Source organism: Mannheimia varigena (genome assembly GCF_013377235.1).
Classification (GTDB): domain Bacteria; phylum Pseudomonadota; class Gammaproteobacteria; order Enterobacterales; family Pasteurellaceae; genus Mannheimia; species Mannheimia varigena.
In genome coordinates, this window is record NZ_CP016226.1 from 1,023,316 (window position 1) to 1,039,799 (window position 16,484).

The 16,484-nt window shown below is 40.6% G+C and carries 14 protein-coding genes and 8 tRNA genes; 14 read left to right on the forward strand and 8 right to left on the reverse strand.

From position 1 onward, the window contains the following. Positions 1-25 precede the first annotated feature (25 nt). The 3 genes from ftsZ (at position 26) to recN (ending at position 4,061) form a co-directional block, all read left to right on the forward strand. Positions 26-1,261: a cell division protein FtsZ gene (gene ftsZ, locus A6B40_RS04640; RefSeq protein ID WP_025217966.1), complete on the forward strand. Its 1,236-nt coding sequence runs from the start codon at positions 26-28 to the stop codon at positions 1,259-1,261. 30 nt (positions 1,262-1,291) lie between these two features. Next, positions 1,292-2,212, forward strand: coding sequence for a UDP-3-O-acyl-N-acetylglucosamine deacetylase (gene lpxC / locus A6B40_RS04645; protein WP_176671713.1), 921 nt, complete (start codon positions 1,292-1,294; stop codon positions 2,210-2,212). Positions 2,213-2,384: 172 nt separating this feature from the next. Beyond that, complete coding sequence (gene recN / locus A6B40_RS04650) at positions 2,385-4,061, forward strand: DNA repair protein RecN (protein WP_176671714.1); 1,677 nt, start codon at positions 2,385-2,387, stop codon at positions 4,059-4,061. A gap of 48 nt (positions 4,062-4,109) precedes the next feature. On the opposite strand, the gene A6B40_RS04655 is transcribed toward recN, so the two are convergent. After that, positions 4,110-4,185, reverse strand: a tRNA-Ala gene (locus tag A6B40_RS04655). A 78-nt stretch (positions 4,186-4,263) separates the two neighbouring features. Further along, entirely contained in the window at positions 4,264-5,703 is a 1,440-nt protein-coding gene (gene gltX / locus A6B40_RS04660; protein WP_176671715.1) for a glutamate--tRNA ligase, read from the reverse strand. Positions 5,704-5,878: 175 nt separating this feature from the next. Here gltX and A6B40_RS04665 point away from each other — a divergent pair. The 4 genes from A6B40_RS04665 (at position 5,879) to A6B40_RS04680 (ending at position 6,334) form a co-directional block, all read left to right on the forward strand. Further along, positions 5,879-5,954: transfer RNA gene (locus A6B40_RS04665), tRNA-Val, on the forward strand. Positions 5,955-6,002: 48 nt separating this feature from the next. After that, positions 6,003-6,078, forward strand: a tRNA-Val gene (locus A6B40_RS04670). A 53-nt stretch (positions 6,079-6,131) separates the two neighbouring features. After that, positions 6,132-6,207 (forward strand) — tRNA-Val (locus tag A6B40_RS04675). Between the two features lie 51 nt (positions 6,208-6,258). Then, positions 6,259-6,334, forward strand: a tRNA-Val gene (locus tag A6B40_RS04680). 132 nt (positions 6,335-6,466) lie between these two features. Here the strand turns inward: A6B40_RS04680 and mltF are convergent. The 5 genes from mltF to A6B40_RS04705 all read right to left on the reverse strand — a co-directional run bounded on the left by mltF (position 6,467) and on the right by A6B40_RS04705 (position 9,173). Further along, on the reverse strand, positions 6,467-7,975 hold the full coding sequence (mltF, locus tag A6B40_RS04685; RefSeq protein ID WP_176671716.1) for a membrane-bound lytic murein transglycosylase MltF: 1,509 nt from the start codon (positions 7,973-7,975) through the stop codon (positions 6,467-6,469). A 114-nt stretch (positions 7,976-8,089) separates the two neighbouring features. Next, positions 8,090-8,166: transfer RNA gene (locus A6B40_RS04690), tRNA-Arg, on the reverse strand. A gap of 65 nt (positions 8,167-8,231) precedes the next feature. Next, positions 8,232-8,308: transfer RNA gene (locus A6B40_RS04695), tRNA-Arg, on the reverse strand. 13 nt (positions 8,309-8,321) lie between these two features. Then, positions 8,322-8,416: transfer RNA gene (locus A6B40_RS04700), tRNA-Ser, on the reverse strand. A gap of 208 nt (positions 8,417-8,624) precedes the next feature. Then, positions 8,625-9,173 (reverse strand): hypothetical protein, encoded by a 549-nt coding sequence (locus A6B40_RS04705; protein ID WP_025217971.1) that lies wholly within the window; start codon positions 9,171-9,173, stop codon positions 8,625-8,627. A gap of 89 nt (positions 9,174-9,262) precedes the next feature. On the opposite strand from A6B40_RS04705, the gene A6B40_RS04710 reads away from it, so the two are divergent. Then, a complete protein-coding gene (locus A6B40_RS04710) occupies positions 9,263-10,114 on the forward strand; it encodes a thymidylate synthase (RefSeq protein ID WP_176671717.1) in 852 nt (283 codons plus the stop codon). A 49-nt stretch (positions 10,115-10,163) separates the two neighbouring features. On the opposite strand, the gene lysM is transcribed toward A6B40_RS04710, so the two are convergent. Beyond that, complete coding sequence (gene lysM, locus A6B40_RS04715; protein WP_025248188.1) at positions 10,164-10,607, reverse strand: peptidoglycan-binding protein LysM; 444 nt, start codon at positions 10,605-10,607, stop codon at positions 10,164-10,166. Positions 10,608-10,847: 240 nt separating this feature from the next. On the opposite strand from lysM, the gene A6B40_RS04720 reads away from it, so the two are divergent. The 6 genes from A6B40_RS04720 to A6B40_RS04745 all read left to right on the forward strand — a co-directional run bounded on the left by A6B40_RS04720 (position 10,848) and on the right by A6B40_RS04745 (position 16,462). Beyond that, a complete protein-coding gene (locus tag A6B40_RS04720; protein ID WP_176671718.1) occupies positions 10,848-11,285 on the forward strand; it encodes a DNA polymerase III subunit chi in 438 nt (145 codons plus the stop codon). 13 nt (positions 11,286-11,298) lie between these two features. After that, positions 11,299-11,733 (forward strand): GNAT family N-acetyltransferase, encoded by a 435-nt coding sequence (locus A6B40_RS04725; RefSeq protein ID WP_176671719.1) that lies wholly within the window; start codon positions 11,299-11,301, stop codon positions 11,731-11,733. Position 11,734: 1 nt separating this feature from the next. Next, a complete protein-coding gene (locus A6B40_RS04730; RefSeq protein WP_167325175.1) occupies positions 11,735-11,905 on the forward strand; it encodes a hypothetical protein in 171 nt (56 codons plus the stop codon). Further along, the gene (locus A6B40_RS04735) at positions 11,895-12,488 is read left to right on the forward strand and encodes a zeta toxin family protein (protein ID WP_176671720.1); all 594 of its coding nucleotides are present in this window, start codon (positions 11,895-11,897) and stop codon (positions 12,486-12,488) included. The genes A6B40_RS04730 and A6B40_RS04735 overlap by 11 nt, the downstream gene beginning before the upstream one ends. A gap of 416 nt (positions 12,489-12,904) precedes the next feature. Further along, complete coding sequence (locus A6B40_RS04740) at positions 12,905-13,582, forward strand: NgoFVII family restriction endonuclease (RefSeq protein ID WP_176671721.1); 678 nt, start codon at positions 12,905-12,907, stop codon at positions 13,580-13,582. 15 nt (positions 13,583-13,597) lie between these two features. After that, positions 13,598-16,462, forward strand: coding sequence for a valine--tRNA ligase (locus tag A6B40_RS04745; RefSeq protein WP_176671722.1), 2,865 nt, complete (start codon positions 13,598-13,600; stop codon positions 16,460-16,462). Positions 16,463-16,484 lie beyond the last annotated feature (22 nt).

Consider the following 16,484-nt stretch of genomic DNA (forward strand, 5'->3'; position numbering starts at 1 on the left):
TAAATAAACACGCAGGGAGATAAAAATGTTTGAACCTATTATTGAACAAACGCAAGATGCTATCATTAAGGTAGTGGGTGTTGGCGGCGGCGGTGGTAATGCTGTAGATAGAATGTCACGTTCTGCTGATGATATCAAAGGGGTTGAATTCTTTGACGTAAATACTGATGCTCAAGTTTTAAGAAAAAGAACAACACGCCAAACTATCCAAATTGGTGCTGCTACAACTAAAGGTTTAGGAGCAGGTGCTGATCCAATGGTAGGTAAACAGGCTGCTGAAGAAGATCGTGAAGCTATTGCTAATGCATTAAAAGGCGCTAATATGACTTTTATTGCTGTTGGTATGGGTGGGGGTACAGGTACAGGTGCAGCACCTGTAGTAGCTCAAATCGCAAAAGAGCAAGGCTCTTTAACAGTTGGTGTTGTAACTAAACCTTTCCGTTTTGAAGGCCCGCGTCGTATGCGTTTTGCCGATCAAGGTATCAAGGAACTGTCTCAATATGTGGATTCTCTAATTATCATTCCGAATGATAAATTACGCGGATTAGGAAAGCAAACAACTGCAGTAGATGCTTTCGCAGCTGCAAATGATGTATTAAGCAACTGTGTACTTGGTATCACCAACATGATTACCAGCTCAGGCGGTTCAACTGGTGCAGATATCAACGTGGACTTCGCTGATGTTCGTACGGTTATGTCAGGTAAAGGCCATGCAATGATTGGTACTGGTTTTGCCGAAGGTGAGGTAGGTGAAGGTCGAGCAGAAAAAGCAATGAATGATGCAATTTCAAGCCCATTACTTGAAAATGTCGATATTTCAGGTGCGAATGGTATGTTGATTAACATTAGTGCAGGAACAGATTTCTTATTAGAAGAAGTTTATGCTATGATGGATTTAATTTATGGCTTTGCATCTGAAGATGCTGCAATTGTATTTGGTTGTAATTACTATCCAGAAATGGATGGTAAAGTAAGTGTTACATTAGTAGCAACAGGTATTGGGCAGCCAGAAGAAGCATTACACATGCCGAAAGCTCCACCTGTTTATGCACACCAAATGCATCAGCAACAAGCTACTCAACCCCAACAACCGCAAGTAGCACAACAACCAGGTTTTACACAACCATCAGGTTATAATCAACCTAACCAATTTGGTCAGCCACAAGCTCAACAACCTACGGCACCAAAGCCACAATCGGTGGATACAGCCCAGATTTTTAACCCAAGTTCAATTCCAGGCTTTATGAGAAATAGTCAATAACTTCCAAAATCTGGAAAGTAAGGACAAACTATGATTAAACAAAGAACATTAAAACAAGCAGCAAAAGTAACAGGTATTGGCTTGCATAGTGGTAAAAAAGTAACGCTAACGTTACGCCCTGCCCCAGCCAATACAGGGGTTATTTATGCCCGTACCGATTTAGAGCCTGCCGTTTATTTCCCTGCAAGGGCAGACTCTATTCGTGATACAAAATTATGTACATGTATGGTAAATGATGACGGCGTACGTATCTCAACTGTAGAGCATCTAAGCGCAGCCATGTCAGCATTAGGCTTAGACAATGTTATTGTTGAAGTAGATGCGCCAGAAATTCCAATTATGGACGGTAGCTCAAGCCCATTCATTTATTTATTATTAGATGCAGGCATTGAAGAGCAAGACGCGCCAAAGAAATTTATTCGCATTAAAGAAACTGTACGAGTTGAAGAAGACGATAAATGGGCTGAATTAAAGCCATATAATAATGGTTTTAAATTAAATTTCACTATTGATTTTGAACATCCATTAATCTCAAAAAACGTAAGAAACTACGCAATGGATTTTTCTGCGGAGAACTTTATTCAACAGTTAAGTCGCGCGAGAACCTTCACATTTATGAAAGATGTTGAATACCTTCAATCTATTGGCTTAGCCTTAGGTGGAAGTTTAGATAATGCTATCGTATTAGATGATTATCGTATCTTAAATGAAGATGGTCTACGTTTTAAAGATGAGCTCGTTCGCCATAAAATGCTAGATTCAATTGGCGATTTATTTATGTGTGGCTATAATATTCTTGGTGAATTTAGCGCTTATAAATCAGGCCACGGTGTAAATAACAAATTATTGCGTGCTGTTCTTGCTAATAAAAATGCGTGGGAACTTGTTACCTTTGAAGATAAATCACAAGTTCCTCAAGGTTATCAAGTAAAACAAGAAATTTTTATCTAATATTAATAAAAAAGCGAACTTTATAGTTCGCTTTTTTATTTGCAAACTTTTACAGAAAATAAACCGCTTATCACTGTATAAATTTATAGATTTTTACCCCCAATCCATTTACTGTTCAAAAAAACAGTTGTACTATATACCCATACAGTTAATTTTTGTATGGAATCTTCTTATGTTAACTCAACTTACTATTAATAATTTTGCTATTGTCCGCCATCTTGCTCTAGAACTGAATGAGGGAATGTCTGTTATTACAGGAGAAACTGGTGCAGGTAAATCTATTGCTATTGATGCTTTAGGATTATGTTTAGGTTATCGCTCTGAAAGTGGAATGATTCGTAGTGGTACAGATAAAGCAGATATCAGTGCAACCTTTATTATGCAAGCAAATAGCCCAGCTTATTTGTGGCTAGAGGAACATGAGCTACTTGATGAAGATAATCCTCAAGAGTGTATCTTACGCCGTATAATTAATGTTGATGGCCGTTCAAAAGCATTTGTTAATAATAGAGCATTGCCTGTTTCGCAACTGCGAGAGCTAGGGCAATACCTTATTCATTTAAATGGCCAGCACGCCCCTCAATTATTATTAAAACAAGAATATCAACTTGAGATTGTAGATAATTATGCGTCCATACAGCCTCTATTAGCTAAAATGGCGAAACAATATAGTATTTGGAAGAAGTTGAACAAGCTAGTAAAAAATTTCCAGCAGCAATGCCAAGAAAATGAAGCTCGTAAACAATTATTGCAATATCAAGTTGAAGAGTTAGATGAATTTGCGATTAAAGAAAATGAATTTAAAGAGATGGAAGAAAAATATAATGTTCTTTCTTCTTCAGAAGAGCTAACAGAACTTTCAGATGACACGATGAATCTGTTAAGCAATGATGAAATCAACGCAAACGCTCTTATTTATAAAGCAATACGCAACGCCGAAAATTTAGTAGAACTAAATAGCCACTACCAAAGCGTGCTGGATATGCTTAATGAAGCTCTTATTCAGGTGCAAGAAGCGAGTTCTGAAATTGCTCAGCTAGCTAGTAAAATAGAACAAGATCCTGAATTATTACACGAGTTAGATAATCGTATTGCTCAAGCAATCTCCCTTGCTCGTAAGCATCATATTCAACCAAATGAATTATGGCGATACCATACACAGCTGAAAAACGAGTTACAGGAACTCCTTGATTTTGAAGATAATGAAGAACAACTTATTCAAGATGAGAAACAAGCTTATCAGCAATGTTTAGTATTAGCAGAAGAAATCTATCAAAAACGAACAGAAGCAGCTAATAAGTTGGCTCAACAAGTTACAAAACAAATTAAACATTTAGCGATGGAGAATGGCGAATTTTTTATTAAAGTAGAACATCACATTGAAAAATTATCACCGAACGGGGCAGATTCTGTTGAATTTAACTTACGAAGTAACCTAGGGCAACAAGCCCAACTACTTGCTAAAATTGCATCGGGGGGCGAACTCTCTCGTATTTCTTTAGCGATACAGGTTTTAACAGCAAACAAACTCTCTACCCCAACTATTATTTTTGATGAGGTTGATGTAGGCATTAGTGGCTCGGCTGCAACCACAGTAGGAAAATTATTACGCGAATTAGGCCAAAAATGTCAAGTTCTATGCGTGACCCACTTACCACAAGTTGCAAGTTATGGAAATCACCACTTCAATGTCCAAAAATATATTGAGAATAATAAAACTGAAACGCATATGACATTACTCTCTCAAAATGAACGTATATACGCATTAGCGCGGTTATTAGGCGGTAGTAAAATTACTGATACGGTATTAGCAAATGCTGAAGAAATGCTCAATTTAGCAAATACTTAAAGACTGATAAAAAATCGCATCAACATTGCTGTTGATGCGACCGAAAATTGGTGGAGGTAAACGGGATCGAACCGATGACCTCTTGCATGCCATGCAAGCGCTCTCCCAACTGAGCTATACCCCCTAATATGGGCGAAATAATATGCTTTTCACCCTAATATGTCAATGGCTTTAGATAATGATAAAACTAATTGATTAAAAACTAACTATTTGCTTGAATAAAGGCAATTGCTTTTTCAAGACGGGCTAAGGTTCTTTCTTTGCCAACTAATTTAGCGGTGATATCCATTGATGGCGATTGTCCGGAACCTGTGACAGCTAAACGGAATGGCATTCCCACTTTACCCATACCGATTTCCAATTCGGCAGCAGTGTCACTCATCGCATTGTGGATATTTTCCACCGTCCACTCGTTACAAGCGGTTAATTTTTCCAATAATTTTGCAAGTGGAGCAACGGCTTCGGCTTTGAAGTTTTTCGCAGCTGCTTTTTCATCATAAGCCTCAAACTCTTCGTAGAAATAACGACTACTTGCCGCTAATTCTTTCAACGTTTTGGCTCGTTCACCTAAAACAGGAATAATTTCTTCTAACGCCACACCATTTTGGTAATCAATCCCTTGATTTTGCATATGCCATTCAAGGTGTTTTGCCACATAGCTTGGCTCTAATGAGCGGATATAGTGATGATTTAACCATTGTAATTTTTCAGTATTGAACGCACTGGCAGATTTGCTCACTGAGTGAATATCAAATAATTCAATCATCTCTTCACGAGAGAAAATCTCTTGGTCGCCGTGTCCCCAGCCTAGACGCACTAAATAGTTTACGAGAGCTTCCGGCAAATAGCCGTCATCACGATATTGCATTACGCTCACCGCACCGTGGCGTTTGGATAGTTTTTGACCGTCATCCCCGTTGATCATTGAAACGTGAGCATAGGTCGGCACCGGAGCCCCTAACGCTTTTAAGATATTGATTTGGCGAGGGGTGTTGTTGATGTGATCTTCGCCTCTCACAACGTGAGTAATGCCCATATCCCAGTCGTCCACCACCACGCAGAAGTTGTAGGTTGGCGAACCATCGGTACGGCGGATAATCAAATCGTCTAATTCGCTATTGCTGATTTCAATACGACCACGCACGGCATCATCGAAGATCACCGAACCTTCTTGTGGATTTTTGAAACGAACAACGTGTGGAGCATCCGCAGCGTGTGAATGTTCGCCTAAACAGTGGCGGTCATAGCGAGGTTTTTCTTTATTCGCTTCTTGGTTGTTGCGTAACTCTTCCAAACGCTCTTTTGAGCAGTAACAACGGTAAGCCGTGCCGGCTTCGATCATTTGGTCGATTACTTGGTTATAGCGTTCAAAACGTTTGGTTTGGAAATACGGACCGTGCTCCCACGCTAAATTCAACCATTCCATACCTTCAAGAATCGCCGCTGTGGCTTCAGGGGTAGAGCGTTCTAAATCGGTATCTTCAATACGAAGTACAAACTCGCCCTGATTGTGTTTTGCATATAACCAAGAATAAAGTGCAGTACGAGCACCGCCAACGTGTAGGTAGCCTGTCGGGCTTGGTGCAAAACGGGTACGAACTTTCACGTTCGGATCTAATGGGAAAAGAGTTTCAATTTTCATTTTATAGTGCCTAATTCATTATTTTTAAGGAATAACTTGTCTATTTTACTACGCTTGAGGGGGAATAATAGTAAAAAATTGGCTTTCTGGGGTAAAAAAGCAGCAAACAGGGTAAAAAGAGCAAAAAGCGTTTGACGAAAGAGTAAAAATCTCTATAATTCACTTCCACAACAGCGGGCGATTAGCTCAGTTGGGAGAGCACCTCCCTTACAAGGAGGGGGTCACTGGTTCGAGACCGGTATCGCCCACCACTTCAACTTTTGATGTGCCGTTTGTTGTGACAATCTAATTTTGAAAACGGGCGATTAGCTCAGTTGGGAGAGCACCTCCCTTACAAGGAGGGGGTCACTGGTTCGAGACCGGTATCGCCCACCACTTCAACTTTAAGTGTTCTGTTTTCAAATTCCCTTTGATTTTAAGTCTCAAGTGGGCGATTAGCTCAGTTGGGAGAGCACCTCCCTTACAAGGAGGGGGTCACTGGTTCGAGACCGGTATCGCCCACCACTTAAGACTAAAATCATAAACTTCAAACTACGATGATTGTTCGTATCTGAAGGGCGATTAGCTCAGTTGGGAGAGCACCTCCCTTACAAGGAGGGGGTCACTGGTTCGAGACCGGTATCGCCCACCAATTTTCTTATTAATCAATTTTATAAATAAAAAAATCCCTTTCAAGCTTTAACTCAAAAGGGAAGTATATTACACTTCTTGTTGCATTTGCATAAACGCTTTTCTGCGTGAAGCAATGAGCCTTTTTCTATCTTTAATTTGTTTGATTTGGCGTGGGCGTAGCTTCCTCGTTGGTAACGTTTTCTTTTTCTTCAATTTTCTCATCAGTCCTATCCTCCTGTTTTATATGATTATCAGATAAATTTTTTTGTTCTTGCTCAAGCTTTTTCTGCTCTTCAATTCGCTGATAATTGATGATACTGCCATAATAACGACGGATATTTTCAACGTATTGCAATGCTTCATAGCCTCTAGCATAACCATATTTCAGGTTTGTATAATAGCGTTTTTCGGCAAGTAGTGGGAGATTCTTTTTCACATCTAACCAATTATCAGGATCGCCGCCCAGCTGTTTCGTTAATCGACGTACGTCTAGTAAATGTCCTAAGCCCATATTATAAGCTGCCAAGCTATACCAAATTCTATCTTCCTGTGGAATAGTTTCTGGCATTTGCCTTATTAACATATGCAAATATTCAGAACCGGCCTTTATACTTTGGGCTGGATTAGTTCTATCTGAGATTTTCATTCTATCAGCGGTATCTTTTGTCAGCATCATAATGCCACGCACGCCTGTTGGAGAGGTTGCATTCGGATCCCAATGGGACTCTTGATAAGCAATAGCCGCTAACATTTGCCACTCTAAATCGCCTTTATGGACACGGAAAAGGGGCTCATATTTCGGTAATGTGGTTTGAATTGCTCTTAAGTAACTTTGAATATCCACATAATCAAATTTTGCGAGATGGTTGAAATATTTCTCCTCTATACGAGAAATCATCCCTGTCTCTACGGCATCAGACATGAAATCCAATAAAGTCGATTGTAATTCACTGTAAGAACTGTTCGCTAAATACCATAAAACAGGGCTTTCATCTGTTAAATCAAAGCCAACAGCTAAGTTAGGGTTAATATGCTGAGCAGATGAAATATCGACTGACATTGCAACCGTATAAGGAATCTCCCCTCGAGCGACTTTCAGTAACAATTCTTCTTGTGTGAATTTATCCGAAACTTGCCATTTTAAATCAGGATTTTCTAATTTAAGTTGACTTAATATCGGCAATACAGCAGAGCCGGCAGGAACTATGATTTGATCTTGCAAATCTGAGAGTCTATATGGTCTACTCGTTCCTTTTTTATAGGCAACTTGCCATGATGCAGAATAATACGATGGACCTATTTGAAATACCTCATTTAACTCAGGGCGATAAATCAGCCCTGCAGCAGCAATATCAACCTCATTCGTTTTTAGCGCTTCAAATAATTTTTCACTACTTTCATAGGTTTTAATTTCCAGGTTTACATTCAGATACTGTGCAAATGCAGTCGCTAAATCATATTCTATGCCACTTTTTCCTTCTGCTCCTACAAAATAAGAGAGCGGATGGTTAATCATTCCCACTTTGAGATTTTTACTTTGTTGAATTTGGGTATAGTGATTTGCTTCAGAATGGATGATTTTTTGCCAAGGAAAAATCATATCCCATGCCCAAAGTAATAGAGCTATTGCGATAAAAAGGCGTGCAATTAATCCTTTCAAGTTGAAATCCTCATTAATTCAATTAAGTGGTAAGTCTAGCCGAAATTACCCATTAATGAAATAACAGTTTATTGAATATAAGATTTAGGATTAGAAAGTAGAATTTTTGAGAAATGGCGCACCCGAGAGGATTCGAACCTCTGACCGCTCGGTTCGTAGCCGAGTACTCTATCCAGCTGAGCTACGGGTGCGTATTTGAAGATTGTGAGAATTTAGTTTATCAGCAACCATTTTATTTTTAGAGTAATAAATAAAATGGCGCACCCGAGAGGATTCGAACCTCTGACCGCTCGGTTCGTAGCCGAGTACTCTATCCAGCTGAGCTACGGGTGCGTGATAAAGTAAATGGCGGTGAGAGAGGGATTCGAACCCTCGATAGAGCTTTTTAACCCTATACTCCCTTAGCAGGGGAGCGCCTTCAGCCTGCTCGGCCATCTCACCACTCACTGTGTCTGTGGGCGACATATTACTAGAATTTAAAAAGATGTCAAATTCTTTTTCCCGAAAATATTAAATTCTTGCGTGTTTGCCTATGTAATAAGCAAAACGATGATTTTTTAAGTTTTATAGAATAAATATTAAACATTTCATACGGTTATAAATAAAGCGGTAAAATTTTTAGAAAATTTTACCGCTTGTAGCTTAAATATTATTTTTTCTTTTTCTTACTGTGAGCTTTCTCTTTATTTTCATCTTCTGCAATCGTTTTTACACAAAGATGCAAAATTTGCTCAACACCGTTTTTAATATAGTCATCACCACGTACTTTATTTTTTTGCAAATCTAACATTGCATCGTGAATACCTTGTGTCATGCTCGTTGGTTGTACTAAGTTCCAACAGTTTGGATCTAAGTGGTTAAAGTTAGCTTGTAAATCCGCTGCATAAAGTACACCACTATAGTAAGCATATACATTATGATCTAACATTCTATTTATTGTTATTGCACGAATCTGCTCAATGGGCAAAGCAACTTTTTTAGTGTACCAATCATTTACGCCATTCATAAATGAATTGATATCATACGTTTCGTTTACTCTGTCTTTATAGGTTTGAGCGGTTGCACCATAAGCAATTGCATACGATTTTTGATCTACTTCTGAATCATTTAAGCGTGTCCAGCCACCTTTATTTGATGAACAAGCTGCTAAAAATGCCACTATGGTAACCATTAACATAGATTTAATTGTTTTTTTCATATTTATAACTCCTTAATTGTGTTTGTCATAAAGTTTTAGCTATTTTACCGAATAAATGGCAAAATTACTTAAAATTTTATGAGGTCAATATGAAACAGTATTTAGATTTATGCCATCGTATCGTAAATGAAGGCAAATGGGTAGCGAATGAACGTACAGGTAAGAGCTGTCTTACTGTGATTAATGCAGATTTAATCTATGATGTTGAGAAAGGAGAATTTCCATTAGTTACCACTCGTCGCAGTTATTGGAAAGCGGCAATTGCAGAGCTTCTTGGCTATATTCGGGGCTATGATAATGCCGCTGATTTTCGTAATCTGGGAACTAAATCATGGGATGCTAACGCTAATGAAAATGCCGCGTGGTTAGCGAATCCTTACCGTAAAGGCGAAGATGATATGGGCTTAGTTTATGGGGCTGTTGGGCGTAATTTCCCAAAACCTGATGGCGGCTCGGTAGATTTACTTCGCCAAATTGTTGATGATTTGAAAACAGGCGTTGATAATCGTGGCGAAATTTATACTTTCTATCACCCTGGTGCATTTCATATGGGATGTTTACGCCCTTGTTTGCATAGCCACCATTTTTCATTGCTAGATGGTACACTTTATCTTAATAGTACTCAGCGTTCAGCAGACGTACCTCTTGGCTTAAACTGGAATATGATCCAATGTTATACTTTCCTAGCATTAATGGCTCAAATTACCGGATATAAAGCAGGTAAAGCCTATCATAAAATTGTGAATGCCCATATTTATGAAGATCAACTTGAGCTAATGCGTGATGTACAGCTAAAACGTGAACCGTTAAATGCTCCTAAATTAATCATTAATCCTAAGATTAAATCACTCGAAGATTTAGAAACTTGGGTAACGTTAGATGATTTTAAAGTGGAAGGCTATGAATACCACCCTGCTATTCAATATCCATTCTCGGTATAAAGCAAAAGAGCTAAACCCTTTCAAGTTTAGCTCTTTTTTATTTACCAAATTATAAACCTTTTGGAATACGGATTTTTTGACCAGGGAAAATTTTATTTTCATCCTTGATCACTTCTTTATTCGCCTCAACGATAGCTTTATATTTCGCACCGTTGCCGTAAGCTTTGGTTGCAATTTCCCATAAAGTATCACCTTTTTGGATAACATAAAGCTCATCATCGCTTGCAAGCTGAACATCGTCTGGCAGAGTCACTTCATCAATGTTCACCTCGGTAATGCCGGCTACGTTACCCGCCATTAATACCGCTTTTTCTACCGCAGCTGCCGTTGCTGCAACGCCAGAAATTTTTGCTACACCGTTTTCAACCGTTACGTTCACATTTTCAACGCCCGGATTGTCTTCCGCTAAATGCTCGGTGACTGCTTTTGATGCATCTTCTTCTTTGTTAAATAATTTGCGACCGATGTCGCCTACAAAATCAAATAAACCCATAGTAAGTTCCTTATAAAATAGCCAAATGGGAGAGATATTCTACACAATTTCCAACCACTGAAATAGTGCATTGCCTCTTTAGAGGCGACAAAATGGAATTAGTTCCGCCACTCAAACAAATACAAGCGGTAGTTTTTTCGATATTTTTTGCAAAAACTGCCGCTTAGATTTTATATTTCCCCGATTTTCAGCTAAAATTCACCGTTTAAATAGATTTTTTTGATAATTTAGGGAATTTCTGTGAAACAGGTGAAATTTTATCTCTTAAACCAAGCCAACTCAGACGGCGTTTCCGCCACTGAAATGCAGGCTTGCGAACTTGCCGCCTCCGCTTGGCGAGAGGGCAAGCGAGTGCTGATTGCCTGTGAAACGGAACAACAAGCCCTAAATATTGACGAACTGCTCTGGGCAAGAAATCCGGACGACTTCGTACCGCACAATTTATCGGGCGAAATCACCACTTACCCAACCCCGATTGAAATTTCGTGGAAAGGCAAACGCAACGCCCAACGCCGAGATTTGTTGATTTCACTACAACAAGAAATCCCCGATTTCGTGGCGAGCTTCAACCAAGTGATCGACTTCGTGCCGGTGGATGAGGCGGAAAAAGCAATTGCCCGCGAGCGTTACAAGCAATATCGCCAAATGGGCTGGCAGCTTTCTACGGAAAATGTGTAGGGGAAAACGCCTAATGCTCTGGCAAGCCAACACTTTTGAGCAACTAACTACGGCTGAGCTATTTGAAATCTATAAGGCTCGCACCGCCGTGTTTGTGGTTGAGCAAAATTGCCCTTACCAAGAAGTGGACGACAAAGACCTACAAGCGGTGCATTTCTTTGCAAAAAATGCAAAAAATCTGACCGCTTACTGCCGTTTAATTCCAGCCGAAGACGGTGTACATATTGGCAGAGTGCTGGTGGTAAAAGAATATCGTGGGGCAGGTTTGGCAAGGGAGTTAGTGCAAAAAGCGATGGATTACTGCCGTGAGCATTTCCCCGCTCAACCAATTCACGCCCAAGCTCAAAGTTACCTGCAAGAGTTTTATGAAAGTTTTGGGTTCAAAGCAGTGTCGGGGGTGTATTTGGAAGATGGGATACCGCATTTGGATATGGTTTGGGAGAAGTAAAATGACAAGTCGTGAAGAATTACTCAAAAAACAACGAGAGCTGGATATTCTCTTTACTGCGTGGTTTGAAGAAAAGAAAAAGCACGAAGTGCTAACTTATCGCCGTGAAAATGGGGATTTAATTCAGCATTACCCAGACGGTACAGAGAAAGTGATCAAATATGCTCAATAATCTAGCGATTTTTTACTGTGGCACAAACGGAGCCGGTAAATCTACTCTGCGATCTTTCAACCAAGATAAAGTCGAAATTGTGATTGATTCGGATAACATCGCAATGCAGATTAACCCGACTAATCCAAGATTAGCTGATATTGAAGCAGGCAGAAAAGCAATTGAGCTATTTCAGTTTGCCGTAACAAATCAGATTGCGTTTTCAATGGAATCAACACTTTCGGGTAAATCTATTCTGAAACGAATGGAAAATGCCAAAGCAAGGAATTTCAGAACTCGATTAAATTATATTGGTGTTGATGACCCTGATATTAACATTGAACGGGTAAAGGCACGAGTGAAAGCCGGCGGGCATTTTATTGACGAAGAAACGATTAGAAAACGTTACCACATCAGCCGTGAAAATTTAATTGAGGCGATTTTTATCAATGATGAAACTCTGATTTATGATAATTCAGAAACAAAGCCGAATTTGATTTTGCAGATTGCAGATAAGAAAGTGATAAAAATTTCAGAAAAAATACCGAATTGGTGTAATCTGCTTTGTGATGAATTGGTGAAATTAGGGTTTGAAATTACCTAGTACGAGCCGTACTAGGCTTGATAATTCCAGCTCCTCCGGAGCTGGAAGCTAGAAAAGAACAAAGAGCCACAGAGTGGCTCGGCTATGCCTAACCCCACACGGCTCGTGTGGGGTGACAAAACGGTTGGATTTAAGAAAAATTTTGCAAAAAACTTCTTAAAACAGACCGCTTGTAAAATACCAAACGATAGCGCTCGTCTCTGACGGGTGCTTAAATAAATAGGCACTCGTCAGAGACGAGCGCCATCGGGGTTTAAAATAACAAAATTAAAATTAGCACTCGAGTTGGAGAGCCTTTTAATTAAGGAAATTGTTGAAATTTGTGGTGGAGACCCAAACAAAGTTGACTCAGTTTGGGTACCAAGTTAAAGGCTTCGAACAGTTGTGGTCGGAGACAAATACCATCGGGGGGATAAATGAAAAAAGTTGCAATATTTTTTAGAAATAAAAAATCACCAAATATATTTCGGGAGGTTATTTTAGATTCTTTAGCATCTGAATTTAATAAATACACAATATGTAGTGCTTTTTTTCAACATCCATATAAAAATAAGAAAAATAAAACCATAGGAAAATTTAGTACTAGCCAAGAGATATTGTCATCATTAAATAAATGCAATTGCCATAAAAAAGAAATTAGTATTTATGGACTGTATGCATCTAATAATTGGCCTACACAATATATGCTAACCTGTCAAAGTTTAAATAATAGATTATCTTGCTGTTGCACATTTAAGTTTTTTAAATTTAAAAATAAGAAATCACATGCAAAAATTTTTGTAGCAAAAACATTAAAAAATAAGAAATATGAACCCACATTAGCAATTATCGGCAGTAGTAATCTGAGTGCTGGAGCATTTTCATCCCAAAATACAAATTGGAACCAAGAATGTGATGTTATATTTTGGGATGAAAACTGTAGTAAAGCTAATGGCATTATGAAGAAATATTTAGAACTTATTCAAGAAGAGCAGAGTACATTATTTATAACAAATTATGATGAAGAGGAAAATAAGTATCCTCTTTCTCAAAAGCTATCTTTGTTAGAAAAGCAAATCATAGAGTCGTCAGAAGAATATAATCTATTTAATTAAAAAGAGAAAAACCAAATGACCCAAAAATTCAAAATGGAAGACCGTTTTAATCCTTCCGCCGTAGAGCAAGCTCTCTACCAACACTGGGAATCGCAAGGCTATTTTAAGCCGAGCGAAGATATTAATGCACCAAGCTACTGTATCGCCATTCCGCCGCCGAATGTGACCGGTTCGTTGCATATGGGGCATGCTTTCCAACAGACGTTGATGGATACCTTAATCCGTTTCAACCGTATGGAGGGCAACAACACCCTTTGGCAGGCGGGGACTGACCATGCAGGGATTGCGACCCAAATGGTGGTGGAGCGTAAAATCGCTGCTGAAGAGGGCAAAACCCGTCACGATTATGGTCGTGAGGCGTTTATCAACAAAATCTGGGATTGGAAAGCCTATTCGGGCGGTACAATCAGCCAGCAAATGCGTCGCTTGGGCAACTCGATTGACTGGGATCGTGAGCGTTTTACGATGGACGAAGGTTTATCAAATGCGGTGAAAGAGGTGTTCGTTCGCTTGCACGAAGAGGGCTTGATTTACCGTGGCAAACGTTTGGTAAACTGGGATCCGAAACTGCACACTGCGATTTCCGACCTTGAAGTGGAAAACAAAGAGAGCAAAGGCTCGCTCTGGCACTTCCGCTATCCGCTTGCCAATGGTGCGAAAACCGCTGACGGCGTGGATTATTTGGTGGTGGCGACCACTCGTCCTGAAACGATGTTGGGCGATACGGCGGTGGCAGTGCATCCGGAAGATGAGCGTTATCAATCGCTGATTGGCAAAACCGTTATTCTGCCGCTGGCGAACCGTGAAATTCCAATTATTGCCGATGAGTATGTGGATCGTGAGTTCGGTACCGGCGTGGTAAAAATTACCCCAGCCCACGATTTCAACGACTACGAAGTGGGTAAACGCCACGGCTTACCGATGGTCAATATCCTGACCTTGAACGCCGATATTCGTGCGGAAGCAGAAATTATCGGCACGGACGGCAAACCGCTTGCCGGCTACGATGCCCCAATTCCAGCCGACTATCAAGGCTTAGAGCGTTTTGTGGCTCGTAAGAAAATCGTGGCGGATTTTGAAGCGTTGGGCTTGCTCGATCAAATCAAACCGCACGATTTAAAAGTGCCTTATGGCGACCGTGGCGGCGTGCCGATTGAGCCGATGCTAACAGACCAATGGTACGTTTCTGTTAAGCCTTTGGCAGAAGTGGCGACCAAAGCAGTGGAAGACGGCGAAATTCAATTTGTGCCGAAACAGTATGAAAACCTCTACTTCTCTTGGATGCGTGATATTCAAGACTGGTGTATCTCTCGCCAACTTTGGTGGGGACATCGTATTCCTGCGTGGTATGACGAGCAAGGCAATGTCTATGTGGCTCGAGATGAAGCGGAAGTGCGGTCAAAATACAGCTTAAATTCAGACGTAGCGTTGAAACAAGACGAAGACGTGTTGGATACTTGGTTCTCATCAGGCTTATGGACATTCTCAACCTTAGGCTGGCCGGAGCAGACCAAAGAACTGAAAATGTTCCACCCGACCGATGTGTTAATCACCGGTTTTGACATCATCTTCTTCTGGGTGGCTCGTATGATTATGTTCACGATGCACTTCATCAAAGATAAAAACGGCAAACCGCAAGTGCCGTTCAAAACCGTGTATGTGACCGGCTTAATCCGTGACGAGCAAGGGCAGAAAATGTCCAAATCGAAAGGTAACGTGCTTGACCCGATTGATATGATTGACGGTATCAGCCTTGACGATCTGCTGGAAAAACGCACCGGCAATATGATGCAGCCACAACTGGCGGAAAAAATCGCCAAAGCGACCCGCAAAGAGTTCAGCGAAGGTATTGTGGCACACGGTACGGACGCCCTGCGTTTCACTTTAACCGCCCTTGCGAGCAACGGTCGAGACATCAACTGGGATATGAAACGCCTAGAAGGCTATCGCAACTTCTGCAACAAACTGTGGAATGCAAGCCGTTATGTGCTAACTAACGACAAACTGGATTTAAGTGAAGGTGATGTAGAATTTAGCCTAGCGGATCGTTGGATTGAAAGCCAATTCAACCGCACGGTGGAAACCTTCCGCACAGCATTAAGCCAATACCGTTTCGACTTAGTGGCGAATGCGATCTACGAATTCACTTGGGATCAGTTCTGCGACTGGTACTTGGAGCTGACCAAACCGATCTTCTTCAAAGGCACAGATGCACAACGCCGTGGAGCAAGTCGCACACTGGTGAATGTGTTGGAAAAATTACTGCGTTTAATCCACCCGGTAATGCCATTCATCACCGAAGAGATCTGGCAGAAAGTGAAAGGCTTCTTGGATATTTCCGCAGATACCATTATGTTGCAAAAATTCCCGCAATTTGACTCAGCTGCCGTAGATGAACAGGCGGAAAACCAAATCAACTTCATTAAAGAAGTGATTGTGGCAGTGCGTAATATCCGTGCGGAAAGCAACATCGTCCCAAGCAAAGGCTTAGACCTGATCGCCCGTAACTTCTCAGCGGACGAAGTCGCAATCCTCAACGCTAACGAAGTATTGCTCAAATCAATGGCGAAACTTGATAGCGTGAAAGTGCTGGAAACCGGCGAAAATGCACCGCTATCGGTCGCGAAATTGGTGGCAAATGGCGAGATCTTGATCCCAATGGCAGGCTTTATCAACAAAGAAGCCGAATTATCCCGCTTAACCAAAGAGATGGACAAACTCAAAAATGAGGTCGCTCGCATAGAAGGCAAACTTTCCAACGAAGCCTTCGTGGCAAAAGCCCCTGAGCAAGTCATCGCCAAAGAGCGTGAAAAAATGCAAGAGTATCTCAGCGGTTTAGAGAAATTGCAGGTGCAGTATCAAGAAATTGAAGCGCTGTAATTGATAAAACAAACGGTCGGGA

What these genes read in the sequence shown, in the direction of transcription:
- ftsZ (WP_025217966.1), top strand. Translation starts at nt 26, where the DNA reads ATGTTTGAACCTATTATTGAACAAACGCAAGATGCTATCATTAAGGTA.
- lpxC (WP_176671713.1), top strand. Translation starts at nt 1,292, where the DNA reads ATGATTAAACAAAGAACATTAAAACAAGCAGCAAAAGTAACAGGTATT.
- recN (WP_176671714.1), top strand. Translation starts at nt 2,385, where the DNA reads ATGTTAACTCAACTTACTATTAATAATTTTGCTATTGTCCGCCATCTT.
- gltX (WP_176671715.1), bottom strand. Translation starts at nt 5,703, where the DNA reads ATGAAAATTGAAACTCTTTTCCCATTAGATCCGAACGTGAAAGTTCGT.
- A6B40_RS04705 (WP_025217971.1), bottom strand. Translation starts at nt 9,173, where the DNA reads ATGAAAAAAACAATTAAATCTATGTTAATGGTTACCATAGTGGCATTT.
- A6B40_RS04710 (WP_176671717.1), top strand. Translation starts at nt 9,263, where the DNA reads ATGAAACAGTATTTAGATTTATGCCATCGTATCGTAAATGAAGGCAAA.
- lysM (WP_025248188.1), bottom strand. Translation starts at nt 10,607, where the DNA reads ATGGGTTTATTTGATTTTGTAGGCGACATCGGTCGCAAATTATTTAAC.
- A6B40_RS04725 (WP_176671719.1), top strand. Translation starts at nt 11,299, where the DNA reads ATGCTCTGGCAAGCCAACACTTTTGAGCAACTAACTACGGCTGAGCTA.
- A6B40_RS04730 (WP_167325175.1), top strand. Translation starts at nt 11,735, where the DNA reads ATGACAAGTCGTGAAGAATTACTCAAAAAACAACGAGAGCTGGATATT.
- A6B40_RS04735 (WP_176671720.1), top strand. Translation starts at nt 11,895, where the DNA reads ATGCTCAATAATCTAGCGATTTTTTACTGTGGCACAAACGGAGCCGGT.
- A6B40_RS04740 (WP_176671721.1), top strand. Translation starts at nt 12,905, where the DNA reads ATGAAAAAAGTTGCAATATTTTTTAGAAATAAAAAATCACCAAATATA.
- A6B40_RS04745 (WP_176671722.1), top strand. Translation starts at nt 13,598, where the DNA reads ATGACCCAAAAATTCAAAATGGAAGACCGTTTTAATCCTTCCGCCGTA.